Here is a 26180-nt window from a genome sequence, read left to right on the forward strand (position 1 = left end):
ACGCCACCGACCCGGGGTTGCGACCCGTGTGACCCGGGGCGCATATTGGCCGCCGCACTTCTGCAGATTCCCGACGAAACGGTGGACCCATCCATGGCGCGACGGCGCACCACGATGACGGCCCTGGCGGCCGCCCTGGTCTTCAGCCTCGCTGCGTGCGGCAGCGACAGCGGCGGCGGCGACGGCGGCGGCGACAGCGGCGGCGGCGGTGGCGGCGAGGCCGCCGGCAAGGTCGGCGTGATCCTCCCCGACACCGAGTCCTCGGTGCGGTGGGAGAACTTCGACCGCCCCTACCTCGAGGCGGCCTTCGAGGAGGCCGGTGTCGAGTACGACATCCAGAACGCCGAGGGCGACGCCCAGCGGCAGGCGACCATCGCCGAGCAGATGATCACCGAGGGCGCCACCGTCCTCGCGATCGTGAACCTCGACTCGGCCTCCGGTGCGCAGATCCAGGAGCAGGCGGCCGCCGAGGGCGTCCAGACGATCGACTACGACCGGCTCACCCTCGGTGGGTCGGCCGAGTACTACGTCTCCTTCGACAACACCGAGGTCGGCCGCCTGCAGGGCCAGGGCCTGCAGCAGTGCCTCGAGGCCAACGGCGTCACCCAGGGCAACATCGCGTTCCTCAACGGCTCGCCGGACGACAACAACGCGACGCTGTTCTCCTCGGGCGCCCACGAGATCCTCGACCCGCTGACCCAGTACACCCAGGTCGCCGAGCAGGCCGTGCCCGAGTGGGACAACCAGCAGGCCGCGACGATCTTCGAGCAGATGTACACCCAGGCCGGCGGCAACATCCAGGGTGTGCTGGCCGCCAACGACGGCCTCGCCAACTCGGTCATCCAGATCCTCGGCCGCAACAACGCCGCCGGTGCGGCGAACGTGACCGGTCAGGACGCCACCGTCGAGGGCCTGCAGAACATCCTCAACGGTGACCAGTGCATGACGGTCTACAAGTCGGTCCGCGACGAGGCCAACGCGCTGGCCGAGCTGGCCGTCTCGCTGATCAACGGCGAGGAGGGCGAGACCACCGGCACCGTCGAGGACACCGAGGGCGGCCGCGAGGTCCCGTCGGTCCTGCTCACCCCGCAGGCGATCTTCCGCGACAACGTCAAGGACGTCGTGGACGACGAGTTCGTGACCGCCGAGGAGCTGTGCACCGGCGACTTCGCCGCCGCGTGCCAGGAGCTCGGCATCTCCTAGTGGTCACCGGCCGCCGGGGCGCCCATCATGGACGCCCCGGCGGCTGCTGTCTCAGCCCCACCAGCGCGACCGAGAGGCCCGGTGTGTCCGCTCCCACCGACCGTCCCCAGGACGGCACCCCCACCCTGGAACTCCGCGGCGTCAACAAGAGCTTCGGTGCCATCCAGGTCCTGCACGACGTGCACATGAAGGTCTACCCCGGACAGGTCACCGCGCTCGTCGGCGACAACGGGGCGGGCAAGTCCACGCTCATCAAGTCCATCGCCGGCATCCACGCCATCGACTCCGGCGAGTTCCTCTTCGAGGGCCGACAGGTCACGGTCGGCGGGCCGCGCGAGGCCGCCGCCCTCGGCATCGAGATCGTCTACCAGGACCTCGCCCTGGCCGACAACCTCGACGTCGTCCAGAACATGTTCCTGGGCCGCGAGCGCAAGAACGGCATCCTCCTCGACGAGACGTCGATGGAGGTGGCCGCCCGGGAGACCCTCAGCAAGCTCTCCGTCCGGACCCTGAAGTCCGTGCGCCAGCTCGTCTCCAGCCTCTCCGGTGGTCAGCGCCAGACGGTCGCCATCGCGAAGGCCGTGCTCTGGGAGTCCAAGCTGGTCGTCCTCGACGAGCCGACCGCGGCCCTGGGCGTCGCGCAGACCCGGCAGGTCCTCGACCTGGTCCGGCGGCTGGCCGACACCGGCCACGCGGTGGTCTTCATCAGCCACAACATGGTCGACGTCTTCGAGGTCTCCGATCGGATCGCGGCCCTGTACCTGGGCCGGATGGCGGCCGACGTGCCGATCTCGCAGGTGGACCGCCCCCAGGTGATCGAACTCATCACGGCGGGCCGGTCGGGCGACCTGGGCATCGCACCCGCCGAAGCCGCGGCCGTGGAGGTCTGACCGTGTCCAGCACCATCTCCAAGCCGACCAGCTCGCAGGGACCGGGTGGGGCCCCGTCGGGTTTCGAGGCCGACCGCGGCGCGGACTCCCTCGGCGCGTCCGTCCGGGCGTACGTCGACCGGGTGCGCGGCGGTGACCTCGGTGCGCTGCCGGCCGTCCTCGGCATCGTCGTCCTCGGGCTGCTGTTCTTCGTGCTGCGGCCCGAGACCTTCCTGACCCCGCGCAACATGGCCAACCTGGCCGACCAGGCCGCGCCGATCATCATCCTGGCGATGGGGCTGGTCTTCGTCCTGCTGCTGGGCGAGATCGACCTGTCCGCCGGCGTGGTCAGCGGCGTCTGCGCCGCGGTCATGGCCAAGCTGCTCGCCGACGTCGGCTCACCGTGGTGGGTCGCGGTCCTGGCGGCCATCGCCACCGGCGTGGTCATCGGCCTGTTCACCGGCAGCCTCGTCGGGATGGTCGGCATCCCGTCGTTCGTCGTCACACTCGCGCTGTTCCTGGGCTGGCAGGGCTTCACCCTGCGGCTCATCGGCGAGGGCGGCACGGTGCCGGTGCGCGACCCGGTGATCTCGGCGATCAGCGACAAGAACGTGCCGGTCGCCCTCGGCTGGGTCCTCGCCCTGCTGACCATCGCCGTGTACGCGGCGCTGCAGCTCAACCGGTTCCGGGTCCAGAAGTCCCGGAATCTGGCGCACGCCCCGCTCGCGGTGGTGCTCGTCCGGATCGGCGTGATCGCCGCGGTCGTCGTCCTGGTGACGGCGGTGCTGAGCGTCGACCGTGCCCCGGCTCCCGGGGTGGTGCTGGCCGGCATCCCGTACGCGATCCCGCTCGTGGTCATCCTGCTGCTGTTCCTGACCTTCGTGCTCGGCCGGACGGGCTTCGGCCGGCACGTCTACGCGGTCGGCGGCAACGCGGAGGCGTCCCGGCGCGCCGGCATCAACGTCACGAAGATCCGCGTGAGCGTCTTCGTGATCGGCTCCACGCTGGCCGCGATCAGCGGCATCGTGGCGGCGGCCCGCCTGGGCTCCGTGGCGCCGGGCTCCGGCGGCGGCAACACGCTGCTGTACGCCGTCGGCGCCGCGGTCATCGGTGGCACCAGCCTCTTCGGTGGCCGGGGCCGGGTGCGTGACGCCGTCCTCGGTGGCCTGGTCGTGGCGATCATCGCCAACGGCCTGGGCCTGCTGGGCACCGAGGCCTACCTGAACTTCATCATCACCGGTGGAGTCCTCCTGCTGGCCGCCAGCGTCGACGCGCTGGCCCGCCGGCGGGCCGCGGCCACGGGGCACTAGGAGGACCCCCTCGCCCCCCGCCGCTCGCACGCTCGCGGCGGGGCCCTGCGAGGAGGCCGTTCCAGCACCTCACGAAGGGCCCGCCGTCCGGCACCGGACGGCGGGCCCTTCGTCGTCGCGGGTCAGGCGCGGGAGAGCGCGTCGGTGAGCAGGTCGCGGGTGAGCCCGACCTGCCACTCGCGGGCGCCGCCGGCGCGCAGGGCCGCGGCCACCGTCTCGGCGTCGCGCGGCTCGGGCGGGGTCCACATCAGCCGGCGCACCAGGTCGGGGGAGAGGACGTTCTCCACCGGAACGTTGAGCTCCTCGGACAGGGCCGCGAGGGCCTTGCGTGCGGTCTGCAGCCGGGTGGCCGCGGCGGGGTCGCGGTCGGCCCAGCGGTTGACCGGCGGCGGCCCGTCCCCGGGGCGGCTGTGCGGCGGGAGCTCCGCCTCCGGCAGCGCCCGGCCGCGGGCCAGCGCACCGAACCAGGTCCCCACCAGCCGCCGGTTGGCCCGGCCGCGGAAGACCGGCAGCTCCAGCAGGGCGGCCTCGGTCCGCGGGTCGGCCTGGACGGCGGCGACCATCGCGGCGTCGGGCAGCACCCGGCCGGGGGCGACGTCGCGCCGGCGGGCCAGGTCGTCGCGCGCCTGCCACAGCGAGCGGAGCATGCCGAGCTGGCGGCGGTTGCGCAGCCCGTGCACGCCGGAGGTCCGCCGCCACGGGTCCTGCCGTGGCGCCGGCGGGCCGGCGGCGAGGACGGCGGCGAACTCCTGCCGCGCCCACTCGGTCTTGCCCTGCTCCTCGAGCAGCGCGGCGAGCGCGTCGCGCAGGTCCACGAGCACCTCGACGTCGAGGGCGGCGTAGACCAGCCACTCCTCGGGCAGCGGGCGGGTGCTCCAGTCGGCGGCCGAGTGGCCCTTGACCAGCGAGTACCCGAGCAGCGACTCGACGACGGCGGCCAGCCCCACCCGCGGCAGCCCGGCGAGGCGGGCGGCCAGCTCGGTGTCGAAGACCCGGCTCGGGACCATGCCGATCTCGGCCAGGCACGGCAGGTCCTGGTTGGCGGCGTGCAGCACCCACTCGGCGTCGGCGATCGCGTCCTGCACGACCGACAGGTCCCCGAGCGGGACGGGGTCGACCAGCCCGGTGCCCGCGCCGGCACGGCGCAGCTGCACCAGGTAGGCGCGCTGGCCGTAGCGGTAGCCGGAGGCGCGCTCGGCGTCGACGGCGACCGGGCCGGTGCCCGCCCGCAGGGCGTCGGCGTAGCGCGCGAGCGCGTCGGGGGTGTCGATGACCGGCGGCAGCCCGTCGCGCGGGGCCAGCAGGGGCACTGCCGGCGGCGCCTCCGGAGCGGTCTCCGGGGCGGTCTCCAGGCCGTCGAGGGGGAGGGGCTCGGTGCTCAGTTGCCGTCCACCTACCCGCCGTCCCGTCCGTACGCGCCACCGGTCCCGCCGGCTCCCAGGGTGTGCAGGCCGAGCGGTGCGGACCCGGGGGAGCGCGTCCCGTCCCCACCGATGGTAGTGACCGCGGCGGACCGGCCGGTCAGGGGGCGGGCGTCAGGGCGTGCCGGGGACCGGGCCGGACGGGCCGAGCAGGGCGACGCCCGGCGGCGGCAGCCCGGCCGCGTTGGCCAGCACCTGCAGCCAGGCGTCGAGGTGGCGGCCGAGCGCGGTGTCCTCGGCGGTCCAGGACGCGCGGAGCTCGACGTCGACCGTGTGCTCGGGGCCGGCGAGGTCGCCGAAGCGGGTCGAGGCGGTGCGGGTGACCGTGCCGCCGAGCGCGTGCGAGGCCGCGCCGCTCTCCTGCAGGGCGTCGGTCAGCCAGCTCCAGGCGACCTCGGAGAACATCGCGTCGTCGACCATGTGCTCGTCGGTGCTCGCCGAGAGATACCCGACGCAGCGCGTCGTGCCGTCCCAGGCCTCGTGACCGGCGGGGTCGTGCAGCACGATGAACCGGGCGACGGCGACCTCCACCTCGTCGTCGCCCTCGCCCTCGACGACCCGCGCGGCCAGCGCGTGCGCGTACGGCGCGAGGCGCTGCGGCGGCGGGATCGTCTCGAGGACGACCTCGGGGCGCACCCGCACCGCGGCCAGGGACTCCAGGCCCGCGACGAAGGCGGCCGGACGGTCGTCGGAGCCCGCACGCGCACCGGACCCGTCCCGGGACCCGGCCAGGCTGTGTGGCTCCACGCTCGCAGGGTAGGGGCCGCGGGCCCGGTCTGTCTCGGACGCGCCGCCGCTGGGGGGTCTGGGAGGATCGGGCGTCGTGAGCACCGCACCCGCCGTCCCGCCGTCCCCCGCCGACTCGGACCTCGTGCGGGCCGCCCGGGGCCTCCCCGTCGGCCGGACGCCGGTGTGGTTCATGCGGCAGGCCGGCCGGTCGCTGCCGGAGTACCGGGCGCTGCGCGCGGGGACGGCCATGCTCGAGGCCTGTCAGGACCCCGACCTGGTCACCGAGATCACCCTGCAGCCGGTCCGCCGGCACGGCGTGGACGCCGCGATCCTCTTCTCCGACATCGTGCTGCCGCTGGTGGTGGCGGGGGTCGACATCGAGATCAAGCCCGGCGTCGGCCCCGTCGTGGCCAGCCCGGTGCGCACCGTCGCCGACGTCGACGCGCTGCCCGACCTCGAGCCCGACCGGCTGGAGTTCCTCGCGACAGCGGTGCGCCGGCTGGTCGCCGAGCTCGGCCCGACGCCGCTCATCGGCTTCGCCGGGGCGCCGTTCACGCTGGCGACCTACCTGATCGAGGGCGGCCCGTCCAAGGAGCACGCCCGCACCAAGGCCTTCATGTACGCCGAGCCGGAGGCGTGGGCCCGGCTGCTCGACCGCCTCGCCGTCTCCGCCGCGACCTTCCTGCGCACGCAGATCGACAACGGCGCCGCGGCGGTGCAGCTGTTCGACTCCTGGGCCGGGGTGCTGTCCGCCGCCGACTACGGCACCCGGGTGCTGCCGCACTCGCGGGCGGTGTTCGACGGGCTCGGCGACCGGGACGTGCCGCGGATCCACTTCGGCGTCGGCACCGGCGAGCTGCTCGCGCTGATCGGCGACGCGGGGGCCGACGTCGTCGGCGTCGACTGGCGGGTGCCGCTGGACGAGGCCGCCCGCCGGGTGGGGCCGCAGCGGTCGCTGCAGGGCAACCTCGACCCTGCCGTGCTGCTGGCCGACCGGGAGACCGTCGACCGCGAGGTCCGCCGCGTCGTCGAGCAGGGCCGCGCCGCCCGCGGGCACGTGTTCAACCTCGGCCACGGCGTGCTGCCCGAGACCGACCCCGGCGTGCTCACCCACGTCGTCGAGCTGGTGCACGAGCTCTCCGCCCGATGACGCGGGTCGTCGTCGTCGGGGCCGGCATCGCGGGGCTCACCGCGGCGTTCGAGTGGCGCCGCCGGCGGCCCGCCGACGAGGTCGTCGTCGTGGAGGCCGGCGGGCGGATCGGCGGCAAGCTCGACCGGGTCGAGCTCGCCGGCGTCTGGTACGACACCGGCCCGGAGGCGGTGCTGGCCCGCGTGCCGGAGGCGGTCGAGCTGGTCGAGGACCTGGGGCTGGCCGACCGGCTGGTCGCGCCGCGCACCACGCAGGCGTCGATCGTGCTCCCCGACGGCCGCCACCCGCTGCCGCCGGGCACCGTGCAGGGCGTGCCGACGTCGGCCGACGGGCTGGCCGGCGTGCTCACCCCCGATGGCGTCGCGCGGGTGCGCGCGGAGGCCGACCTGCCGCCGCTGCGGTTGAAGGGCGACGTCTCCGTCGGCGGGCTGCTGCGCGCGCGGCTGGGCGACGAGGTGGTCGACCGGCTGGTCGAGCCGCTGCTCGGCGGCGTCTACGCCGGCCGCCCCGACGACCTCTCGCTGGCCGCGACCATGCCGGCGCTGGCCGCGCAGCTCGCCCGCGCCGACTCGGTGCTCGCGGCGGCCGTCGCCGCCCGGGACGCCGGCGCCCGCAGCCGCGGCGACGCCGACGGCCCGGTGTTCGTCACCGTCGCCGACGGGATCGGCGCGCTGCCCGACGCGCTGGTGGCGGCGTCGGGCGCGCAGGTGCGGCTCCGGACGCCGGCGCACGCGATCCGCCGTGCGGGCGGCCGGCTGGAGGTGGCGGTCGGGCCGACGGCCGCGCCCGAGGTGCTCGAGGCCGATGCCGTCGTCGTCACCGCGCCGGCCGGGAAGTCGGCGCGGCTGCTGGCCGGGGTGGCGCCGGACGCCGTCGAGCCGCTGCGCGGCATCCCGTACGCCTCGATGGCCGTGGTCGCGATGGCGTTCCCCGCCCAGCCGGTCGACGCCGGGTCGGGGTTGCTCGTCCCGCCGGTGACCGGGCGGCTGGTCAAGGGCGTGACGGTGTCGTCGTCGAAGTGGCCCCACCTGTCCGGCGACGGCCTGCTGCGGGTGCGGGCGTCGGTGGGCCGCCACGGCGACGAGGTGCAGCTGCAGCGCGACGACGACGACCTGACCGCCGCGGTGGTCGCCGACGTCGCCGACCTGCTCGGCCTCGAGCGCCGCGAGCCGGTGGAGGCGCGCCTGGTGCGCTGGGGCGGCGGGCTGCCGCAGTACCTGGTCGGCCACCCGCAGCGGGTGGTGGCGGTGCGCGACGCCGTCGCCGCGGTGCCGGGGCTGGCGGTCGCGGGCGCGGCCTACGACGGCGTCGGCGTCCCGGCCTGCATCCGCGGCGCGCGGCGAGCCGTGGAGGCGCTGGCCTGACCCGGGCTGACAGGCTGTGCCGGTGACCACCTCCCTCGTCCTGCGGGCCGTCCTGCTCGGGATCGCCGCCGGCGGCCGCAGCACCCTGGGCGTCGCGGTCCCCGCGCTCGTCGGCTCCCGGCGCCGGCCGGTGCGGCTGGCCGCGCTCGCCGCCGTCGCGGGGGAGCTGGTCGCCGACAAGCTGCCGGCCACGCCGTCCCGGACGGTCCCGCCGAGCGTCGCCGTCCGGCTCGCGGCGGGCGCCGCCGGTGGTGCGCTGCTGGCCCGCCGGCAGGGTGGCCGGCTGCTGCCGGCGCTGGCCGGAGCGGCCGGGGCCGCGGCGGGGACCCTCGGCGGTGCGCGGTGGCGGCGGCTCGCCGGACGGCGGGTGCCGGACCTGGCGGCGGCGCTCGCCGAGGACGCCGTCGTGGTGACGATCGCCTCCCTGGCGAGCCGGGGGAGCGGCGCCGGCCGCTGACCGGCCGCGCGACAATGGGGCCATGAGCGAGCAGATGGAGACCAAGAGCGTCGGCAAGCGGGCCAACGAGCTCAACGCCCTCATCCGCTACACGATGTGGTCGGTGTTCCGGCTCGCCCGGCCGCTGGCCGACGACCGGCGCACCGCCGCCGCCGACGAGGTCACCGGGCTGTTCGAGGAGCTGGCCGGCAAGGGCGTCGTCGTCCGCGGCACCTACGACCTCGCGGGCCTGCGCGCCGACGCCGACCTCATGGTCTGGTGGCACGCCGAGACCCCGGAGGCGCTGCAGGAGGCCTACACCCGGCTGCGCCGCACCGAGCTCGGCCGCGCACTGGAGCCGGTGTGGTCGCAGATGGCGCTGCACCGCCCGGCGGAGTTCAACCGCAGCCACATCCCGGCGTTCCTCGCCGACGAGGAGCCGCAGCGCTACGTCTGCGTCTACCCGTTCGTGCGGTCCTACGAGTGGTACCTGCTGCCCGACGAGGAGCGGCGGGACATGCTCAAGGAGCACGGTATGCAGGCCCGGCCCTACCCGGACGTGCGGGCCAACACCGTCGCGTCGTTCGGCCTCGGCGACTACGAGTGGATGCTCGCCTTCGAGGCCGACGAGCTGCACCGCATCGTCGACCTGATGCGCGACCTGCGCGCCAGCCGCGCCCGCCGGCACGTGCGCGAGGAGGTGCCGTTCTACACCGGCATGCGCAAGCCGGTCGCCGAGCTGGTCCGCGACCTGGCGTGACACTGCGGTCCCACCGGACCGCACCGCGGCCAGGAGCCGTCCCCGGCCCGCGCTGAGCCCACCGCGTCGCCGCGCCGTGAGCGGCCACCCCGGCAGGGGTGGCCGCCCTCGGTGCGTCCGGAGCCGGTCAGCCCTCGGCGGGGACCAGCCGGATGGACACGGAGTTGATGCAGTAGCGGTCGCCGGTCGGCGTCTGCGGGGCGTCGTCGAAGACGTGGCCGAGGTGACTGTGGCAGGTGCCGCAGAGGACCTCGGTGCGGACCATCCCGTAGGTGCGGTCCTCGCGGAGCACCACGTTGTCCGCCGACGACGGCTCGTAGAACGACGGCCAGCCGCAGTGCGAGTCGAACTTGGTCTGCGAGCGGAACAGCTCGGCGCCGCAGGCGCGACAGGTGTAGACGCCGACGGTCTTCGTGTCGACGTACTCGCCGGTCCACGGCCGCTCGGTGCCGGCCTGGCGGAGCACCGCGTACTCCTGCGGGGACAGCTGGGCGCGCCACTCCGCGTCGCTCTTGGTGACCTTCGGCTGAGGGGTGGACGTCGTCATGCCAGCTGGAACGACCCGGGCGGCGGGCGGATTCCCCGCGGTCAGCGCCCCAGGCCGGCCTCGCGGGCCCGCACGATCGCCTGTGCGCGGTCGGTGACCTGCAGCTTGGTCAGCACGTTGGAGACGACGTTGCGCACCGTCTTCGGCGACAGGTACAGCGCTGCGGCGATCTGCGCGTTCGACCGCCCGGCGGCCACCAGCTCCAGCACCTCGCGCTCGCGGGCGGTCAGCTGGGGAAACGCCGTCTCCGGCCCGGCGGGACCGGCGGCGAAGAACTCCGCGATCCGCCGGGCCAGCGCCGCGCCGAACACCGCCCCGCCGGAGGCGACGGTGGTGATCGCGCGGACCACCTCTTCCTGGTCGGCCCCCTTGAGCAGGTACCCGCGCGCCCCGGCCCGGACCGCGGCGAACACCGTGCCGTCGTCCTCGCTCATGGTCAGCACCACCACGCCCACCGAGGGCGCCTCGGCGGCGATCCGGCGGGTGGCCTCGATCCCGTCGAGCACGGGCATCTGCACGTCCATGACGACGACGTCGGGCAGCTGCTCGCGGACCACCTCCACCGCCGCCGCGCCGTCGGCCGCGGTGCCGACCACCTCCAGGCCCGGCACCGAGCCGAGCAGCAGGGCCAGCCCGTCCCGGTAGACCGGGTGGTCGTCGGCGACGACGACGCGCAGCGGCTTGTCAGGCTCGGTCACCGGTGGCTCCTCCTTGCACGGGCAGCACCGCCCGCACCTCGGTCCCGCCCTCCGGCGGGCAGCTGACGGTGCAGTGTCCGCCGAGCTCGGCCGCCCGCTCGCGCAGCGACACCAGCCCGACGCCGGCCGCGCGCTCCGGCGGGATGCCGACGCCGTCGTCGGCGACGGTCACCACCAGGTCGGCGCCGGTGCGGATCAGGCCCACCCGCACCCGGGAGGCGGCGGCGTGGCGGGCGACGTTGGCCAGCGCCTCCGACGCGATCCGGTAGGCCGCCACCTCCACGGCCGCGGGCAGGTCGGCCGGGCCGTCGGCGTCGACGGTCACCGTCACCGGCGGGGCGAGCAGCCGTTCGGCCTGCTGACGGACGGCACCGGCCAGACCGAGGTCGTCCAGGGCCGGCGGGCGCAGGTCGTGCACGAGCCGGCGGACGTCGGCCAGCGCGGCGGAGACGTCGTCGCGGGCCTGGCGCAGCAGCCGGTCGGCGTCCTCGGGGCGGGTGGCGGCGAGGTTGCGTGCGGTGTCGATGCGGAGGACGACGGCGCCGAGCGACGGGCCGAGGCCGTCGTGCAGGTCCCGGCGCAGCCGGCGGCGCTCCTCCTCCCGGGCGGCCACCAGCGACTCGCGGCCGGCCTGCAGCTGCGCGGCCAGCGAGCTCGCGCGGGCGGCCGCGGCGGCCTGCCGGACGACGTCGGCCAGCAACCGCTCGTCGCGGGTGAGCAGGTGCGCGCGGACGCCGTCGCGGGGCAGCAGCAGGCGCCCGACCTGCTCGTCGCGATAGGCGATGGGCAGCGACTGCACGCCCGGCGGGCGCTCCCCGTGCTCGGCGACCAGCCGGCCGCCGTCGGCGGAATCGACCTCGACGCCGACCCAGGGGACGCGGAACGCGTCGGCGACGCCCGCGGCGACTGCGGTCAGCTGCTCCTCGGCGCCGTCGGAGCGCTCCAGCCGCTCGGCCAGGCCGGAGACGACGCGGTAGGGGTCCTCCCGCTCGCCGAGCACCCAGCGGCGCACCAGCCGCCACAGCGGGTCGCGCAGCGGGACGTAGACGACCGCGACCAGCAGCAGCGTCAGCAGGGTGGCGTCGCGCTCGCCGACCGCGTCGCCGAGCAGCGCCCCGGCGGCGGCCAGGACGGCGAGGTCGAGCAGCACCACCCCGACCGCGAGGCCGCCGTAGACCAGCGTGCCGCCGAGGAGCCGGTCGACGTCGACCGCCCGCGGCCGCAGGATGCCGACCGCAACCGCGGCGCCGGTGAGCGCCACGGCCAGGGAGAGCGCGAACGACGCCTCGTCACCCGGCAGGAACAGGGTCCCCACCATCACCAGCAGGTCCACCACGGCCGCCCACAGCAGCCAGCGCATCCGCCGCCGGTGCCCGCCGCCGGCCCGCCGGTACCGTGCGACGACGGCCGCGACCGGGACCACGACGCCCAGCACGGCCACCGGGAACGCCAGGCGCAGCAGTGGCAGGGCGACGGCCTCGGGCAGCGGCAGGCTCGTCGGGTCGAGGTCGAGCGCGCGGTAGACCTCCGGCACGCGGCTGCCGGTCCGGGCATCGGCGATCTCCGAGGGCACGACCAGCAGCAGCGTCGGCAGCAGCGCCGTCGACGCCAGGCTCAGCAGAGCCACCGGTCGCCAGCGGCCGGCGGGCAGCCGGCCGTCGGGGTAGAGCAGGAGGAGCAGCGGCAGGCCCAGCAGCAGCCAGGCGCCGAAGCGGTTGACGAACCAGAAGGACGCCGTCGCCCCGGCCAGCGGCGGGTGGTACCGGACCGCGAGCGTCAGCCACGACTGGGCGAGGCCGTCCAGGGCCCACAGCAGACCCGTCCCGCCCAGCACCCAGGACACGGCGTTGTGCGGTGCCCGGCGCAGCAGCAGCGCGGCGGGGACCGCCAGGCCCACGCCGGGGAGCCCCACGGTCCAGCCGGGCGTGGCGCCCGCCGCCTCCCGCGCCGACGCCGGGGTGAGCACGTCGAGGACGACGGCGCCGGCCGCCGCCGTGACGGTGGCCCCGACGAGCAGCCACCCGGCCGCCCGCAGACCGGGACCGGCGCCCGGCGCGCCGGGTCCGGAGGAGTCGGCCTCGGCCGCCGTCGCTCGCCCCGTCACCGGGGCCTGGGTCTGCACGCGGGCGATCCTGACCGACGGGCGTCCCGGCCGTCAGGAGGCAGGTGTCCCGTGTCCCCCGGGACGGCGAGCGGGACCGGATCGAGGGCAGCGCGCCCTGGCCGCCCGGGACGCCGCCCCGAGACGGTTCTCCCAGGCGGCGCACAGGGCGCCGCGACAACCACCCGGGAGACGAGATGTCCCTCAGCACCACCCCCGCGCCGGCCCGCACCGACACGGCGGCCGCCCGGGCCGCCGCGCCGGCCTCCCCGCCCGTCGCCACCCGCACCGTCCGCCGTGCCGGCATCGCGGTCGCCACCGGCTCGGCGGCCTGGGCCGCCGCCACCCTCGCCTTCGGCATCGACCCCGCGAGCCGCTGGCAGGACCTGACCTACGAGGTGACCGCGCTGCTGTTCCAGCTCGGCCTCCTCGCCCTGGTCTCCGTGCAGCTGCGCACCGGGGCGGTCGGCACGGGCCGGCTCGCCCGGTTCTTCCTCCACCTCGAGCACGCCCTCCTCGGCCTGGCGATGCTGTCGACGCTCAGCTCGGCGTTCCTGCCGCAGTACGCCGAGGAGGGCTGGTACCTCGCCCTCGACGTCTTCTGGCCGCTGTCGATGGTCGGCATGTTCCTCATCGGCATCCGGATCGCGATCGCGGGCCGCTGGACCGGCGCCGCCCGCTGGTGGCCGATGGTGGCCGAGAGCTGGGCGCCGGTGAACATCCCGGTCGCGCAGATCGCGCCGGAGCTCATCGCCTACACCGCCGGTGGTCACCTGCTGGTCGGCTACGTCGCCCTCGGCGTCATCCTGGCCCGCCGCCCGGAGCTGACCGGCGCGCGCGACCACTGAGCTCGCTCCCCGACGCAGCACCACCGCCGGCGCCCCGCCACCCCGTGACCCCGGGTGGCGGGGCGCCGCTGCGCGCCCGGGGAGACTGGACGGCGTGACGACGCTCGACCAGTCCCTGCCCGACACCTGGTTCACCCGCGACCTGCCCGTGCTGCGGGCCATCGCCCGGCTGGTCGACGAGCCGAAGCACGGCGGCGCGCCGTACCTGCTCGGCTCGGTCGTCCCCGGCAGCGGGCTGCCGAAGGCCGACGTCATCGCCGCGGCCAAGGCGCTCGCCGCCGCCGGCTACATCGAGCCGCTGACCAACCACGCCGGCGACATCGTCCGCATCACCGGCATCTCCGCCGAGGCGCGCCGGCTCGCGGGGCTGTGGCCGACCCCGCAGGGGGAGTGGGAGCGCCTGCTCGAGCAGGCGGCCACCCGGGCGGAGAAGGCGCCGACCGATGTGGAGCGGCAGCGCTGGCGGGCCTTCGCCGACGCCGCGCGGGCGGTCGGGCCGGACGCGGGGGCGCTGTTCATGCAGGCGCTCGTCGGCGGCTACGTGCCCCGGGCCCGCTGACCCGGCCCCGGACGCGACAGCGCCCCCGCCCGGCGGACCGGACGGGGGCGCTGACGGAGGCTCAGGCGATCAGAGCGGGGTGACGTTCGCCGCCTGCGGGCCCTTCTGACCCTGCTCGACGTCGAACGAGATGCGCTGCCCCTCGTCGAGCGTGCGGTAACCGCTGGTCTGGATGGCCGAGTAGTGGACGAAGACGTCCGGTCCGCCACCGTCAGGGGTGGCGAAGCCGAACCCCTTCTCCGCGTTGAACCACTTGACAGTTCCTTCGGGCATTGCGCTCGCTCCTAGCTGCGATGGTGCATCGGGGTCCTGCCAGTGCGCAGGGCCTTCCCGACGGGCAGACCATAGCCGTCCCGACCCCCTCCGGTCGCCCCCGGGGCCGCGCGCGTCGGCTCCCGGACCTGCTCGGACCGGTCTTGCGGCAATCGTGCGGTTCCGCGGAGGGAGGGCTGCGGGAGGCCGGTCAGGGTCGGCGGTGCCGGGACGGACCCCGGCCCGCCGACCCGAGGAGCCCGTCATGGAGACCGCTGCGCGTCCCGCCGAGCCGCTGGTTCTCGTGGAGCTCGCCGACCTCGACACGGCCGACCTCGACGCCCTGCTGGCCGGGGAGCTGGAGGAGCGCCCCGTCGAGTTCGCAGAGCTGCTCGCCGACGTCCTGCGCTCCACCGGCGCGGCCGCGGCCCTGGCGCACCGCCTGGGCGCGCACGCCGCGCTGCTCGCCGACTGAGCACCCCTCGATCCCCCCGGCCTGACCCCCGCCACGGGGGAGGGGGTCGGGCCGGTGCTCGCTACTCGCAGCCGACCCCGTCGTCGTCGCGGTCGAACTTCTCCTCCCATCCGGGATCACCCGGGTGGATGGGCGCCGCGCCGGCGGCGCGGACGGCGTCGCAGTTGGCGTAGCTGACCGACGTGTCGGGCACCGGCGCGGGAGCGGGCACCGGCACGGGTGCGGGCGCAGGGGCCGGTGCAGGAGCGGGTGCCGGGGCCGGCGCCGGGGTGGTCGGCCGGGCGGTCGTGGGTGCCGCGGTCGTCGGCGCCGCCGTCCGCGGCACGGCGGCGACCACGCCGCCGGGCAGCGGCTCGGCCGGGCAGGCGCTCAGCACGGTGGCGATCGCGTTGCGCTCGGCCTGGGTCGTCCAGAGTGCGTAGCTGACCTTCACCGCCACCTGCCGGGCCACGTAGGCGCAGCGGTAGGAGCGGTCCGGCGGCAGCCACGTCGCGGCGTCGCCGTCGCCCTTCTGCATGTTCAGCGGGCCGTCGACGGCGAGCAGGTTGAGCGGGTCGTTGGCGAACTGCGTGCGGCGGGCGGCGTCCCACTGCTGGGCGCCCTTCTGCCACGCGTCCGACAGCGCGACGACGTGGTCGATCTGGACGTCGTCGCTGGTGGTCTGCCCGCGCTGGAAGGCGATGGTCCGGCCGGAGTAGGGGTCGTCGAGGGTCCCGGTCAGGACGACGCAGTCCCGGGTGCCCGGCTTGAACGTCTCGCCGGTGAGGTCGCGGGCGAGGACGTCGTTGCGGGTGTCGCAGCCGTTGCGGTCGGTGTCCACCCAGCCGTTGCCGAACAGGTCGCGGTCGTAGCCGGTGCGCGGCGCCCGGCCCTGCACCGGGACGGCGGCGAGGGCGGCCAGCGCGGTGGTGGGGGCGGCGGACCCGACGGCGTCGTCGGTGGCGTCGTCGGAGAGCAGCCCGGTGGCGGGGTCGACCGCGGGGACGGCGGTCTCGGCGGTCTCCGCCTGCTCCAGCGCCTCCTCGGCGGCCTCGGTCGCGGCCTCCGCGGCGGCGCTCTCCTCGGCCGCGGAGGTGGTGGGCGCGGCCGCCGGGGTGCTCGCGGGGGACGAGGCGGCGGTCGGCTCGGCGCGCGGCGCCGTCACCCCGCCGACGACGACGGCCGCCAGACCTGCGGCGACGACGGCGCCGCCGACCCGGCGGGAGGCGATGAACGCCCACCGCGCCCGGCCGGTGACGACCGCGCCGAGGCCGACGAGCAGCGCCACCAGGCCCAGGGCGAGCAGCCCACCGGGCAGCCCCGAGGCGGCGACCCCGGCGACGACGAGCAGCACGGCGACCGCGGCGACGGCGCCGAGGACCGCCCGCGGCCGCCGCTGCCCCGCGGGGACCGGCCCGGGAGCCGGCACGGGCGGGAGGAACGACGGCGGGATGGACGGCGCCGGTGGGAGGAACGGCGCCGGCGCGCGGTCCGCCTCGGTGGAGAAGGCCACCAGGACCTCGAACGGGTCGCTGCCGGCGAAGGGGAACCGGACGTCCACCCGGGTCGCGTCGGCGCCCGGCAGCGCGGCGGCGAAGGCGCGCTCCGCGGGGGAGGGCGAGGTGAGCTGCCGGCCGTCCACCAGGAGCGTGACGCTGCGCCCGGACGGCGCCCGGCGCACCAGGCGCAGCGTGGGCTCGGCGCCCCACGGCTCGGGCGCGACGTCGTAGCCGAGCGCCGCGGCCTTGGACACCACCGCGCGCAACGGCGTCCCCGGCGACCGTCCGGTGTGGTGCCGCAGGACGGCCTGGACGGCAGGGTCGGACGACGACGCCATGTGTGCTCTCTCCGTGGGTGTGCTCCGGTGCACCGGCCCGTCATCGTCCGACGGGCGGACGTGCCGGTACAGGAACCGCAGCGGCCCCGGGGCGCGTGGGGTCAGAGGGGCGAGCCGTGACCTGCCCGCGGCGTGCGGGCGACGTAGACGGAGTCGAGCGGGTCGTCGGGGACCTCGTGCACCTCGACGTCGACGAGGCCCGCGTCGGCGAGCATCTGCAGGGCGCGCTGCTCGCCCCACACGGTGCCGAGCCCGGCGCCGCCCTGGGCCAGCGAGACCGTCAGGCAGTGCAGCGTGCTGACGCCGTACAGCCACGGGGCGAACGGGTTGCCGAGGTTGTCCTCCAGCGCGCTGGCGGCCCGGATGTCCATCATGAGGAAGACCCCGCCGGGCTCGAGGGCGTCGCGGATCCGGGCCAGCACGCCGGCCGGGTCGGCCTGGTCGTGGATCGCGTCGAACGCGAGGACCGCGCCGAACGGGGGGTCGACCGGCAGCTCGGTCGCGTCGCACACCTCGAACGCGGCGTTGGTCAGCCCCTGGTCGGCCGCCTCGGCGCGGGCGCGGGCGATCGCGTCGGCGGAGAGGTCGTAGCCCACGAACGTCGAGCGGGGGTACGCCCGCGCCAGCAGGACCACCGCGTGCCCGGTGCCGCAGCCGACGTCGGCCACGCGGGTGCCCTCGGCCAGCCGCTGCGGGAGCCCGGCGGCGAGGGGTACGACGTCGTCCAGGAGGTGGCCGTCGAACAGGCCGCGGTTGGCCTCGTCCATGACGTCGGTGAACTCCGGCCGGAACGCGCTGTAGGGAACGCCGCCGCCGGTGCGGAAGGCGTCGGCGACCTCGTCCACGTGCCGGCCGAGCAGCGCGGTGATCCGGCTCATCGGCGCGAGGTCCAGCGGGCCGCCGCCGGTCATGCACACGGCGTGCTCGGCGGGCAGCACGTAGCTGCCGGTGGCGGGGGAGTACTCGACGACGCCCGCGGTCACCAGTCCGCCCAGGCACTCGCGGACGTAGCGCTCGGCCAGCCCGGCCCGCGCGGCGACCTCGGCGCTGGTGCCGTCGCCCGCGGCGAGGGCCTCCAGCAGGCCGGTGCGGTACGCGACGTCGACGAGCAGGGTGACCAGGCTGTCGGTGTAGGCGGCCATCAGCCGGCCGGCGAAGGCCTCCACCCGGGCCGGGTCGAGGGTGCGCGGCGGGGTGTGCGTGTCGGCGGTCATCGGGACTCCGCTCGGTGCGTCCCCCGTGCGACGCCCGGACGCTAGACCCGCCGGCGGACCGGGAGAAGGGCCCGTGGTCCACCGGGCGCGGACCCATCGACCCCGGTGCCGCCCGGTCGTAGCGTTCGGTGTCCCACGGGGGCCGGACAGACGCCGTCGGCGGGAGGCTCGCCATGTTCGCTCAGGTCATCCAGGGCAGGACGACGGACACCGAGGCCGTGTTCTCGGCCGTGGAGGACTGGGTGGCGACCCTGTCGCCCGGCGCGGAGGGGTGGCTCGGCAGCACCACCGGTGTCACCGACGACGGCTGGTTCGTGACGGTCGTCCGCTTCGAGTCGGCCGACGCCGCCCGCCGCAACTCCGACCGCCCCGAGCAGGGCCGGTGGTGGGAGGGGATCCGGCACCTGTTCGAGGGCGAGCCCGCGTTCCTCGACAGCGAGGACGTCACCGCCGACCTGTTCGGCGACCCGGACCGGGCCGGCTTCGTCCAGGTCGTGCAGGGCACGGCCACCGACCTCCAGCGTGCCGAGGAGCTCGTCCGGCAGGCGCCGCGCGAGCGGCTGGCGGAGTACCGGCCGGAGATCCTGGCCTCCGTGCTGATCGGCGCCGAGGACGGGCGCTGGGTCCAGGTCGTCTACTTCACGTCGGAGGACGAGGCCCGCGAGGGCGAGCGCAGGGAGCCGCCGGCGGAGTGGCGGGAGGTCATGGAGGAGCTGACGCGGCTGGCCAAGGAGCCGCCCACCTACCTCGACCTGCGCGGGCCGCTCCTGCACTCACCCGGCTGAGCCGCCGGCCCCGGGTCCTGGTGCCCTGTCCCGCCCCCGGGAGCGGGTCTACGGTCGCGGGTGCCGGCTCTCCCGTCCGGGCGGTGCGACATGACCGAGCACCAGTACGACGCCGTCGTCGTCGGAGCCCGCTGCGCAGGCTCCGCCACCGCGATGCTGCTGGCCCGCCAGGGCCACCGGGTCCTGGTCGTCGACCGGGCGACCTTCCCCAGCGACACGGTCTCCACCCACCTGGTCCACCCCCCGGGGGTGGCGGCGCTGCGGCGCTGGGGTCTCCTCGACCGGGTCGTCGCCTCGGGGTGCCCGGCGATCGACACCTACGCGTTCGACTTCGAGTCCTTCGCCCTCGCCGGCGCGCCGGGCACCCCGGAGAGCCCGGTCGCCTACGCCCCGCGGCGGACGGTGCTGGACGAGCTGCTGGTCGAGGCGGCGGCCGCGGCGGGTGCCGAGGTCCGGCAGGGCTTCCCGGTCGACGAGCTCCTCGTCGAGGACGGCGTGGTCGTCGGGGTCCGCGGCCACGGGCGGGACGGGCGCCGCCCGGTCGACGAGCGCGCGCGGGTGGTCGTCGGCGCGGACGGCCTGCACTCGCTCGTGGCCCGGGTCGTCCGCCCGGAGCAGTACCGGGAGCACCCGCCGCTGCTGTGCGGCTACTACGCCTACTGGAGCGGCCTGCCGATGCACGGCCGGTGGGAGGCCTACGACCGTCCGGAGCGGGCCTTCGCCGCGTGGGCCACGAACGACGCCCTGACGCTGGTCATCGCGGGGTGGCCGTACCGGGAGTTCCAGGCCAGGAAGCAGGACCTCGAGGGCGCGTACCGGCAGACCCTCGACCTGGCTCCGCCGTTCGCCGACCGGCTCCGCGCGGCCACCCGGGAGACCCGGATCGTCGGTGCCGTCGTGCCCAACTACCTCCGCAAGCCCCACGGGCCCGGCTGGGTCCTGGTGGGGGACGCCGGCTACAACAAGGACTTCGTCACGGCGCAGGGCATCCAGGACGCCTTCCTGGACGCCGAGCTGTGCGCCGGCGCGCTGCACGAGGCCCTCACCGGAGCGCGCCCCTTCGACGCCGCCCTGGGCGAGTACCACTCCCGCCGGGACGCACGCGTCCTGCCGATGTACGAGTTCACCCTGCAGTTCGCGTCCCTGGAGCCGGCGCCACCCGAGCTGCGGCAGTTGCTCGCCGCCGCCTCCGGCAACCGGGAGGCGATGGACCGGTTCGCGCGGGTCAACGCCGGGGTCGAGTCACCGGCGGACTTCTTCGCGCCGGACCACGTCGCCCGCGTCCTCGCCGCAGCCGGGACGCTCCCCCGTCCCCGCGCACCGGACGACCCGGTGGCCGTCGGCTGACCGGCGCCCCGGGAGTGCTGACGGGACGGGCACTGTCCCCCTAAGTGGACTGGGTCGGGTGTGACGCCGCTCATACCGTCCGGGCTGGCCGTGGAAGGACGCGGCGGCCCATCGACAGCCCCGGCGTCGGGGCGGGACGGAGCACTCATGAGCGGCAATCCACGTGAGGTGGCGACCGGCACCAACCTCTTCGTCGCCGGCACGGTGACGGGCACCGCGCGGTGGTTCAACGACACGTCCGACGTCCTGTCCATCGACGACGACGACCTCGAGGACACCGTCGCCTTCGTCAACAAGGGCGGCATGACCTTCCTGTCGCCGATCCTGCCCGACCTCAGGGGGATCGTGTGCACGGCCGGCAGCCGCGAGTCGCACCTGGCGATCCTGTCGCGGGAGTCCGACGTGCCGTGCGTGCTCGCCGCGCAGCTGACCGGGGACGTCGCCGACGGGGACACGGTGGTCCTGGACCTGACCGACGGCGAGACGGCCCGGATCTCGGTGACGGGCGCGGCGGTGACGGCATGACCCTCTCGCTGGAGACACCCGCCGACCTGACCGCGCTCTACACCGACGCCGCGTACGAGCCGACGCTGGACGAGTGGAACTGGCTGGTGCACAAGGCCGGGGCCGCCTACAAGTCCGAGCTCGCCGCCCGCACCGTCTTCGAGTCCGAGCTGTTCGGCATGAACACCTACATCCTCATGTCGATGATGGAGGACCACCTCCAGGTGCCGGACCGGCTCCGGACGATCCTGCGGCACGCCACGCCCTCCGAGCTGGTCGCCCGTGACCTGCCGATCGGCACCAAGCGCAGCTTCATCAACCTGGCCGCGATGCCGCTGCACTACCTGACCGGCCGCGAGCTGTTCGTCGACCTGGGGGAGAACGGCCTCGCGGACGGGCTGGAGGACCAGCTGACGGTCCTGCGCTTCTGGCGGGAGGCGACCATCGCCGCCCGGACCGACGGCGTGCTGTTCAACATGGACGCCGACCCGCCGAACAGCTCGCACGTCGTCCCGGAGGCGCTGCTCGACGGGATCCGGGGGCAGCTGCTCCCCGCCGACGAGGGCCTCAGGGGGACGATCCGCAAGTTCGGCGCCCGGCTGACCGCCTACGCGTTCCTGGAGAACTGCGACGCGCGCACGGCCGTCTGCGACACCGGTCCGTACGTGCTCGAGGACGGGTCCTTCCTCGCCCTCCGCGAGACGTGCACCGACCGGGACGGCGACTTCCCGTGGGTCGACGGGATCCGGGAGACCCTCCCGTTCCACCACTTCGTCATCGCCCACCGGCTGCCCGGGTCGGTCCGGATGGACAACAACGTGTGGGGCACCGCCTGGTTCAGCCCCAGCGACTACCAGGGGGACATCCTCGAGACGCAGGTCTTCTGCACCGACGACGGCACCCTGCGCCCCCTCGGCGCCGACGAGATCGAGACGGCGACCAAGGCCATCCGGAGCGCCCACCGGGCCCTCTACCAGCGCCTGGCGGAGACCGACCCGGAGGAGCGCAACCTCTACGCGACGCAGATGTACGCGTGGAAGCTCAAGCCCTGGGCCCGCCTGGCCGGCTGCTTCGACGAGATCGACTGGACCGTCACCCCGCGCATCGCGGAGTCCTACGCCCGCTTCAGCGACCCCGACCTGGCCCTGCAGCTCATCGGCGGCGTCTTCGTCCCGCAGGACCGCGACGGCTGCTTCCGCCCTCTCGGACAGGAGCGATGACCATGTCCCAGATCGGCAAGGGGACCCCCTCCTACCGGTTCGCCCCGGTCACCGGCCGGGCCCGCTGGTTCCGCTCGCCGTCGGACGTCATCGAGGCGATCGACTCCGACCTCGAGTCGACGATCGCGCTCGTGGAGTCCGGCGGCACGACGTTCCTCTCACCCATCCTCGGGCGGCTCGGCGGCATCGTCGCCCGCGACGGCACGCTGCGCTCCCACCTCGCGATCGTGTCCCGGGAGTTCGAGGTCCCCTGCCTCGTGGGCACCGAGCTGGTCGAGGTCCCCGACGACGGCGCGGAGCTCACCCTCCAGGTCCAGGACGGCGACCTCGGTCTGGTGTCGCTGTCCGCGGCCCCGGAGGTGGAGGCCCCGGAGGCGGCCGCCGCGCCGTCGGCGCGCGGGGACGTGTCCGAGCGGTGGTGGGCCTACGTCCGCCGGGTCGGCGACGACATCGGCGTCAAGGACTTCGACGTCGACGTGTCCCCGGCCGACCTCGACGCCCTGATCGCCGAGCCGCTGACCGACGAGCGGCTCGACGACCTGGTCCAGCACATGGGCCGGGCGTTCAAGCCGGAGATGACGCGGCGCTCGTCGTTCACCTCCGAGCTGTTCCCGATGCTGCCGTACATGTCGCTGTCGGTGATCGACGACTTCCACACCTACGCGCAACGGGTAGCCGTCATCGACGCGGCCATGCCGGCGGAGGAGATCGGCCGGCGGCTGCGGACGGCGCCCGGGCAGGTGAGCCCGCTGTGGATCTGGATGGCCGGCTACCACTACCTGTGCGGCCGGGAGTGCCTGATCCGCATGGGCGAGCTGCGCCCGGACGAGCGGACCGAGGAGATCCGCACGGTCGTCGACTTCTGGCGCCGGCTCACCCTGGCCCACCGCGGCGACGGCACCCTGGACAACAAGGACGCCGGCTTCACCAACCGCTACCTCCCGGCGGAGGTCGTGACCTCGCTGAGCGCCGCGACGCAGCGGCTGGACGCCGACGCCGCCAAGGCGCTCAAGCGGCTCAACGCGACCGTCGCCGGCTACTCGTTCCTGTATTTCACCGACTCCCGGGTCGGCATCTACGACTCCGGTCCGTACGTGCAGCCCGACGGCCGGCACACCATCGTCCGCGACTACCTGTCCCTGGGGCCGAGCACGTTCGACTACCCCTGGGCCCGGGAGCTGCGGCCGCCCTCCACCGGCCTGACGCTGGTGCTCACCTACGACCCGGCGGCGTTCGCCAGCTTCGAGATCAACGACTGGGGGACCACGTTCACCGAGCCCGACCAGCTGCTCGGCGCCGTGACCGACGCCGCCGTCGTCGGGCACACGGCCGACGGGCAGCAGCGGGTCCTCGACCCGGCGGAGTGGGCGCGGCTCACCACCGAGCTGAGCCGGTCGCACCTGGCCGTCTACCAGCAGTTCGCCGACATGGACCGGGAGCAGCGGATCTTCTCCGCGACGCAGATGTACACCGCCGGGCTGCGGCCGTTCGCCGACGTCGCCGGGGTGACCGACCGCGTCGACTGGTCCTTCTCACCGGACACGCTGGCGCTGTACCCCGACCCCTTCGACGACGACGACAAGGCCGCCGCCATCTTCGGGACCGCGCTGGTGGCCAACGACATGCCGGGCGCCTTCTCGCCGACCCGCCCGTCCTGACCAGGAGGACATCGATGCGCCAGTCGATGCAGCGGCTCGTCCCCGCGGACGAGCTGCTCTGCCACCAGACACCCGAGACGTTCGCGACCATCAGCCAGGCCGACGTCTCCTGGACCGAGAAGCTCTGGGCGTCGCTGTTCGCCCGGGACGGGTCGATCCAGGTCGACGTCGGCCTGGGCAAGTACCACAACCGGAACGTCATCGACATGTTCGCGGGCATCTCCCGCGGCAAGGAGCAGCTCACCGTCCGGGCCAGCCGGCAGCTGGACAGCGACCCGGAGCGGGTCGGCGTCGGCCCGCTGGACTACGAGGTGCTCGAGCCGCTCCGGAAGGTCCGGTGGGTGCTGCGCGAGAACCACGTGCTGCCGATCCGGTTCGACCTCACCGTCACCGGGGTGCTGCCGCCGTTCCTGGAGTCCAAGGACTCGCAGCGCGAGCCGTCGGGCTTCCGGATCTGCTCCGACCTGCTCCGCTACCACCAGCCCTCGACGGTCAGCGGCCGGATCTGGGTCGACGGGGAGCAGATCGACGTCCACGACGAGGAGTGGTTCGGCTTCCGCGACCACTCGTGGGGCGTGCGGATGGACGTCGGCGAACCGCCGGTGGACGTGTACCGGCCCGACCGGCTCGCCGGGGACTTCATCCTCACCTGGAGCCCGATGTGGCTGCAGCGGCCCGACGGCAGCAGCTACGAGATCCACCACTACCACCAGTGGGTCAACGGGCGGACGACGTACTTCTCCGGGTTCGAGAACCTGCCCGACGGCACGCAGCGGCCGCTGCATGCACTGCAGGACGAGCTCAAGTTCGACCCGGTGAACCGACGCCTGCTCGGCGGCAAGATGGTGTTCGACGCCGGCTGGGGGCAGACCCGCACCATCGAGGTGGAGGCGGCCAGCCACACCGGGTTCCACCTCGGCACCGGGCTGTACTTCGGGTTCAAGGGCCACCGGCACGGCCAGTGGCTGGGGCCCGCGCACGTCGACGGGGAGCGCTTCGCCGACGTGTCCGACCCCGAGACCGCGCGCACGGTCCACCAGCTGCGCGACTGCGTCATCCGGGTCCGCGAGGGCGACGCGGAGGGCTACGGGATCTTCGAGTCCATGGTCATCGGCGAGCACCCGCGCTACGGCCTGACCCGCGAGTCGTCCTTCCTGTAGGCCGGCCCGCGGCGAACGGACCCCCTCCCGCACCGGGAGGGGGTCCGATCACGCGCGGACAGTCACGCCCGGGCAGTCACGCCCGGGCAGTCACGCCCGGGCCAGGAGCGCCAGCTCCATGCGGGACTGGCAGCCGGTGGCGGCCAGGATCCGGCTGACGTACTTCTTCACGCTGTCCTCGGCCAGCGACAGGGTCTCGGCGATCTCGGCGTTCGACAGCCCGTCGGCGACCAGCTGCACGACCTGCTGCTGCCGCTCGGACAGGCCGGCGAGCGCGGCGTGCCGCCGGGACACCGGCAGGCGCCGGGTGACCGCGGACAGCTGCCCGGAGAGCAGGCGCAGCGTCGCCAGCTCGTGCGGACCGAGCCGGTCGGGCGCCGAGTCGAACATGCCCACCAGCGCCGTGTGCCCGCCGGGCAGCTCGAGCCGCATCGCCGCGGCGGTCTCCATGCGCCACGTGGTGTGCAGGAAGTGGCGCACGTAGGCGTCGGCCGACGCCGGCAGGCTGCCCATCGCCCGCAGCTCCGCCAGCGAGGAGACGCCGGTGGTGACCAGCTGCCGCATGGCCGCGGGCGTGCCGAACAGGTCGTAGCGCGACCACCGGTCGTGGTACTCCGGCAGCATCCGCACGGTCAGGCCCTCGGTCAGCGGGGCCAGGTCGCCGAAGGTGCTGTGGAACGTCGCGCCGGCGAAGAACGACACGTGGCGCAGCCCGAAGGTGCTGCCCAGCGACTCCACCAGCTCCTCGCGGAGGTCCGGGAGCGACGGGGCGACGGCGCAGCTCTCCAGCACGTCGAAGGCGCGCTCGTAGTCGACCTGGCGGAGCACGGCCCGCGCCGGGGTCCGGCGTCGTGGCGGCGCGGCAATGTCCCCCAACGTGGACTGGGTCACATTCCCGACGCTACCTAGCTTTCGTCCAGGTGAACAGCAGCGCCAGCCCACCGCCCGGTGTGGCCCGCCGCCCCACCTCCGGCGACCCGGCGGGCTCCCCGTCCGGCGCCGGCCCGCTCATCGACGAGCACGGAGAGGTGACGATGTCCGAACCCGCGGTGTCGCCCCCCAAGTGGGGGACGACCGAGATGCTGCCCCTGCCCGCACGCTTCAACTCCGCCGTCCGCGAGCTGGCCGCGGCGCGCTTCGCGGCCACCGGCGCGGCGTGGAAGGACGTGGTCTTCGACCGGCAGTACGACCTGTTCTCCCTGACCGACGCCCAGGCGATCGAGCAGGAGGCGCTGGACTCGGGCTACCGCTTCGACTTCTCGGCGACGGTCTCCCTGGAGTCGGAGCCGGAGAAGTACAAGCGCCCCGAGCGGGCCGCCGCCGGCTTCCACGAGAGCGCGGCGACGGACGGGCGCCGGCAGGTCGGCGTGGGCGACAACGTCATCCGCAAGGCCGCGAACGTGACCGGCCCGGTCGCCCTGGTCTCCACCATCGAGCAGGTCATGGAGTACCTCGCCGACGGCGTCCCGGACGGCACGATCGCCGTCATCGACGACTCGGGCGGCACCCTGACCGCGCCGATCATCGAGCACTTCGCCGGCGTCATCTGCCTCGGCGGCACCGTCCGCTCGCACCTCGGCATCCTCGCCCGCGAGTACGACGTGCCCACGCTCATGAACTGCCGGATCGACACCTTGAGGGACGGCGACGTCGTCGAGATCGAGGTGACCGCGGCCCCGCCGGCGGCCGACGCCTACGAGACCGGCGACACCGGTCACGCCCGGATCTGGATCGTCGAGAGCGAGGCCTGAGCA

General features: G+C 75.0%; 26 protein-coding genes. 17 read left to right on the plus strand and 9 right to left on the minus strand.

The window, feature by feature from the left end:
• The first annotated feature begins 93 nt into the window (after nucleotides 1–93).
• The 3 genes from ACI8AA_RS04565 (at nucleotide 94) to ACI8AA_RS04575 (ending at nucleotide 3382) form a co-directional block, all read left to right on the plus strand.
• The gene (locus ACI8AA_RS04565; RefSeq protein WP_457043332.1) at nucleotides 94–1203 is read left to right on the plus strand and encodes a sugar ABC transporter substrate-binding protein; all 1110 of its coding nucleotides are present in this window, start codon (nucleotides 94–96) and stop codon (nucleotides 1201–1203) included.
• 83 nt (nucleotides 1204–1286) lie between these two features.
• Nucleotides 1287–2093 (plus strand): ATP-binding cassette domain-containing protein, encoded by an 807-nt coding sequence (locus ACI8AA_RS04570; protein ID WP_457043333.1) that lies wholly within the window; start codon nucleotides 1287–1289, stop codon nucleotides 2091–2093.
• A 2-nt stretch (nucleotides 2094–2095) separates the two neighbouring features.
• On the plus strand, nucleotides 2096–3382 hold the full coding sequence (locus tag ACI8AA_RS04575; protein ID WP_457043334.1) for a sugar ABC transporter permease: 1287 nt from the start codon (nucleotides 2096–2098) through the stop codon (nucleotides 3380–3382).
• Between the two features lie 122 nt (nucleotides 3383–3504).
• On the opposite strand, the gene ACI8AA_RS04580 is transcribed toward ACI8AA_RS04575, so the two are convergent.
• Nucleotides 3505–4692 (minus strand): ribonuclease D, encoded by a 1188-nt coding sequence (locus ACI8AA_RS04580; protein WP_457043335.1) that lies wholly within the window; start codon nucleotides 4690–4692, stop codon nucleotides 3505–3507.
• Between the two features lie 225 nt (nucleotides 4693–4917).
• Nucleotides 4918–5550 (minus strand): DUF3000 domain-containing protein, encoded by a 633-nt coding sequence (locus ACI8AA_RS04585; protein WP_457043336.1) that lies wholly within the window; start codon nucleotides 5548–5550, stop codon nucleotides 4918–4920.
• A 76-nt stretch (nucleotides 5551–5626) separates the two neighbouring features.
• On the opposite strand from ACI8AA_RS04585, the gene hemE reads away from it, so the two are divergent.
• From hemE to hemQ, 4 genes are read left to right on the plus strand one after another with little or no spacing between them, the layout of a single operon-like run.
• Nucleotides 5627–6682: a uroporphyrinogen decarboxylase gene (gene hemE / locus ACI8AA_RS04590; protein ID WP_457043337.1), complete on the plus strand. Its 1056-nt coding sequence runs from the start codon at nucleotides 5627–5629 to the stop codon at nucleotides 6680–6682.
• Nucleotides 6679–8046, plus strand: a complete 1368-nt coding sequence (gene hemG, locus ACI8AA_RS04595) for a protoporphyrinogen oxidase (RefSeq protein ID WP_457043338.1) — start codon at nucleotides 6679–6681, stop codon at nucleotides 8044–8046. Before hemE ends, hemG begins: the two co-directional genes overlap by 4 nt.
• A gap of 22 nt (nucleotides 8047–8068) precedes the next feature.
• The gene (locus tag ACI8AA_RS04600) at nucleotides 8069–8503 is read left to right on the plus strand and encodes a hypothetical protein (RefSeq protein WP_457043339.1); all 435 of its coding nucleotides are present in this window, start codon (nucleotides 8069–8071) and stop codon (nucleotides 8501–8503) included.
• Nucleotides 8504–8525: 22 nt separating this feature from the next.
• Nucleotides 8526–9242 (plus strand): hydrogen peroxide-dependent heme synthase, encoded by a 717-nt coding sequence (gene hemQ / locus ACI8AA_RS04605; protein WP_457043340.1) that lies wholly within the window; start codon nucleotides 8526–8528, stop codon nucleotides 9240–9242.
• 127 nt (nucleotides 9243–9369) lie between these two features.
• Here hemQ and msrB read toward each other — a convergent pair whose 3' ends face one another.
• From msrB to ACI8AA_RS04620, 3 genes are read right to left on the minus strand one after another with little or no spacing between them, the layout of a single operon-like run.
• Entirely contained in the window at nucleotides 9370–9789 is a 420-nt protein-coding gene (gene msrB, locus ACI8AA_RS04610) for a peptide-methionine (R)-S-oxide reductase MsrB (protein WP_457043341.1), read from the minus strand.
• Nucleotides 9790–9830: 41 nt separating this feature from the next.
• A complete protein-coding gene (locus ACI8AA_RS04615; RefSeq protein ID WP_457043342.1) occupies nucleotides 9831–10487 on the minus strand; it encodes a response regulator in 657 nt (218 codons plus the stop codon).
• Nucleotides 10474–12609, minus strand: coding sequence for a histidine kinase (locus tag ACI8AA_RS04620; RefSeq protein WP_457043343.1), 2136 nt, complete (start codon nucleotides 12607–12609; stop codon nucleotides 10474–10476). Before ACI8AA_RS04620 ends, ACI8AA_RS04615 begins: the two co-directional genes overlap by 14 nt.
• 176 nt (nucleotides 12610–12785) lie before the next feature.
• On the opposite strand from ACI8AA_RS04620, the gene ACI8AA_RS04625 reads away from it, so the two are divergent.
• Nucleotides 12786–13436 (plus strand): hypothetical protein, encoded by a 651-nt coding sequence (locus ACI8AA_RS04625; RefSeq protein WP_457043344.1) that lies wholly within the window; start codon nucleotides 12786–12788, stop codon nucleotides 13434–13436.
• Between the two features lie 94 nt (nucleotides 13437–13530).
• On the plus strand, nucleotides 13531–13995 hold the full coding sequence (locus ACI8AA_RS04630; protein WP_457043345.1) for a hypothetical protein: 465 nt from the start codon (nucleotides 13531–13533) through the stop codon (nucleotides 13993–13995).
• Nucleotides 13996–14064: 69 nt separating this feature from the next.
• Here ACI8AA_RS04630 and ACI8AA_RS04635 read toward each other — a convergent pair whose 3' ends face one another.
• Nucleotides 14065–14268 carry a cold-shock protein gene (locus tag ACI8AA_RS04635; protein ID WP_387990932.1) on the minus strand — a complete coding sequence of 68 codons (204 nt, stop codon included), beginning with the start codon at nucleotides 14266–14268 and terminating at the stop codon, nucleotides 14065–14067.
• Between the two features lie 244 nt (nucleotides 14269–14512).
• Between ACI8AA_RS04635 and ACI8AA_RS04640 the strand changes: the two genes are divergently transcribed.
• Nucleotides 14513–14722: a hypothetical protein gene (locus ACI8AA_RS04640; protein ID WP_457043346.1), complete on the plus strand. Its 210-nt coding sequence runs from the start codon at nucleotides 14513–14515 to the stop codon at nucleotides 14720–14722.
• Between the two features lie 61 nt (nucleotides 14723–14783).
• Here ACI8AA_RS04640 and ACI8AA_RS04645 read toward each other — a convergent pair whose 3' ends face one another.
• Both ACI8AA_RS04645 and ACI8AA_RS04650 read right to left on the minus strand, forming a co-directional pair.
• Nucleotides 14784–16538 (minus strand): GmrSD restriction endonuclease domain-containing protein, encoded by a 1755-nt coding sequence (locus tag ACI8AA_RS04645; protein WP_457043347.1) that lies wholly within the window; start codon nucleotides 16536–16538, stop codon nucleotides 14784–14786.
• A gap of 101 nt (nucleotides 16539–16639) precedes the next feature.
• The gene (locus tag ACI8AA_RS04650; protein ID WP_457043348.1) at nucleotides 16640–17752 is read right to left on the minus strand and encodes a methyltransferase domain-containing protein; all 1113 of its coding nucleotides are present in this window, start codon (nucleotides 17750–17752) and stop codon (nucleotides 16640–16642) included.
• Nucleotides 17753–17925: 173 nt separating this feature from the next.
• Here ACI8AA_RS04650 and ACI8AA_RS04655 point away from each other — a divergent pair, with 173 nt between their 5' ends.
• From ACI8AA_RS04655 to ACI8AA_RS04680, 6 genes are all read left to right on the plus strand, one after another.
• Complete coding sequence (locus ACI8AA_RS04655; RefSeq protein ID WP_457043349.1) at nucleotides 17926–18537, plus strand: hypothetical protein; 612 nt, start codon at nucleotides 17926–17928, stop codon at nucleotides 18535–18537.
• A gap of 90 nt (nucleotides 18538–18627) precedes the next feature.
• Nucleotides 18628–19884 carry an NAD(P)/FAD-dependent oxidoreductase gene (locus ACI8AA_RS04660; RefSeq protein ID WP_457043350.1) on the plus strand — a complete coding sequence of 419 codons (1257 nt, stop codon included), beginning with the start codon at nucleotides 18628–18630 and terminating at the stop codon, nucleotides 19882–19884.
• Nucleotides 19885–20031: 147 nt separating this feature from the next.
• The gene (locus ACI8AA_RS04665) at nucleotides 20032–20409 is read left to right on the plus strand and encodes a PEP-utilizing enzyme (protein ID WP_457043351.1); all 378 of its coding nucleotides are present in this window, start codon (nucleotides 20032–20034) and stop codon (nucleotides 20407–20409) included.
• Nucleotides 20406–21608 carry a hypothetical protein gene (locus tag ACI8AA_RS04670; protein ID WP_457043352.1) on the plus strand — a complete coding sequence of 401 codons (1203 nt, stop codon included), beginning with the start codon at nucleotides 20406–20408 and terminating at the stop codon, nucleotides 21606–21608. Before ACI8AA_RS04665 ends, ACI8AA_RS04670 begins: the two co-directional genes overlap by 4 nt.
• The gene (locus tag ACI8AA_RS04675; RefSeq protein WP_457043353.1) at nucleotides 21605–23266 is read left to right on the plus strand and encodes a PEP-utilizing enzyme; all 1662 of its coding nucleotides are present in this window, start codon (nucleotides 21605–21607) and stop codon (nucleotides 23264–23266) included. Before ACI8AA_RS04670 ends, ACI8AA_RS04675 begins: the two co-directional genes overlap by 4 nt.
• 14 nt (nucleotides 23267–23280) lie before the next feature.
• The gene (locus ACI8AA_RS04680; protein WP_457043354.1) at nucleotides 23281–24426 is read left to right on the plus strand and encodes a hypothetical protein; all 1146 of its coding nucleotides are present in this window, start codon (nucleotides 23281–23283) and stop codon (nucleotides 24424–24426) included.
• Between the two features lie 90 nt (nucleotides 24427–24516).
• Here ACI8AA_RS04680 and ACI8AA_RS04685 read toward each other — a convergent pair whose 3' ends face one another.
• Nucleotides 24517–25317, minus strand: coding sequence for a response regulator transcription factor (locus tag ACI8AA_RS04685; protein ID WP_457043355.1), 801 nt, complete (start codon nucleotides 25315–25317; stop codon nucleotides 24517–24519).
• 29 nt (nucleotides 25318–25346) lie between these two features.
• Between ACI8AA_RS04685 and ACI8AA_RS04690 the strand changes: the two genes are divergently transcribed.
• Nucleotides 25347–26177, plus strand: a complete 831-nt coding sequence (locus ACI8AA_RS04690) for a PEP-utilizing enzyme (RefSeq protein ID WP_457043356.1) — start codon at nucleotides 25347–25349, stop codon at nucleotides 26175–26177.
• Nucleotides 26178–26180 lie beyond the last annotated feature (3 nt).

This window comes from Geodermatophilus sp. SYSU D01180 (assembly GCF_054050415.1).

Coding starts and splice junctions, on each gene's coding strand:
- ACI8AA_RS04635 (WP_387990932.1), bottom strand. CDS start 14,268: ATGCCCGAAGGAACTGTCAAGTGGTTCAACGCGGAGAAGGGGTTCGGC.
- ACI8AA_RS04565 (WP_457043332.1), top strand. CDS start 94: ATGGCGCGACGGCGCACCACGATGACGGCCCTGGCGGCCGCCCTGGTC.
- ACI8AA_RS04640 (WP_457043346.1), top strand. CDS start 14,513: ATGGAGACCGCTGCGCGTCCCGCCGAGCCGCTGGTTCTCGTGGAGCTC.
- hemQ (WP_457043340.1), top strand. CDS start 8,526: ATGAGCGAGCAGATGGAGACCAAGAGCGTCGGCAAGCGGGCCAACGAG.
- ACI8AA_RS04660 (WP_457043350.1), top strand. CDS start 18,628: ATGACCGAGCACCAGTACGACGCCGTCGTCGTCGGAGCCCGCTGCGCA.
- ACI8AA_RS04650 (WP_457043348.1), bottom strand. CDS start 17,752: ATGACCGCCGACACGCACACCCCGCCGCGCACCCTCGACCCGGCCCGG.
- msrB (WP_457043341.1), bottom strand. CDS start 9,789: ATGACGACGTCCACCCCTCAGCCGAAGGTCACCAAGAGCGACGCGGAG.
- ACI8AA_RS04680 (WP_457043354.1), top strand. CDS start 23,281: ATGCGCCAGTCGATGCAGCGGCTCGTCCCCGCGGACGAGCTGCTCTGC.
- ACI8AA_RS04675 (WP_457043353.1), top strand. CDS start 21,605: ATGACCATGTCCCAGATCGGCAAGGGGACCCCCTCCTACCGGTTCGCC.
- hemG (WP_457043338.1), top strand. CDS start 6,679: ATGACGCGGGTCGTCGTCGTCGGGGCCGGCATCGCGGGGCTCACCGCG.
- ACI8AA_RS04625 (WP_457043344.1), top strand. CDS start 12,786: ATGTCCCTCAGCACCACCCCCGCGCCGGCCCGCACCGACACGGCGGCC.
- ACI8AA_RS04655 (WP_457043349.1), top strand. CDS start 17,926: ATGTTCGCTCAGGTCATCCAGGGCAGGACGACGGACACCGAGGCCGTG.
- ACI8AA_RS04645 (WP_457043347.1), bottom strand. CDS start 16,538: ATGGCGTCGTCGTCCGACCCTGCCGTCCAGGCCGTCCTGCGGCACCAC.
- ACI8AA_RS04670 (WP_457043352.1), top strand. CDS start 20,406: ATGACCCTCTCGCTGGAGACACCCGCCGACCTGACCGCGCTCTACACC.
- ACI8AA_RS04665 (WP_457043351.1), top strand. CDS start 20,032: ATGAGCGGCAATCCACGTGAGGTGGCGACCGGCACCAACCTCTTCGTC.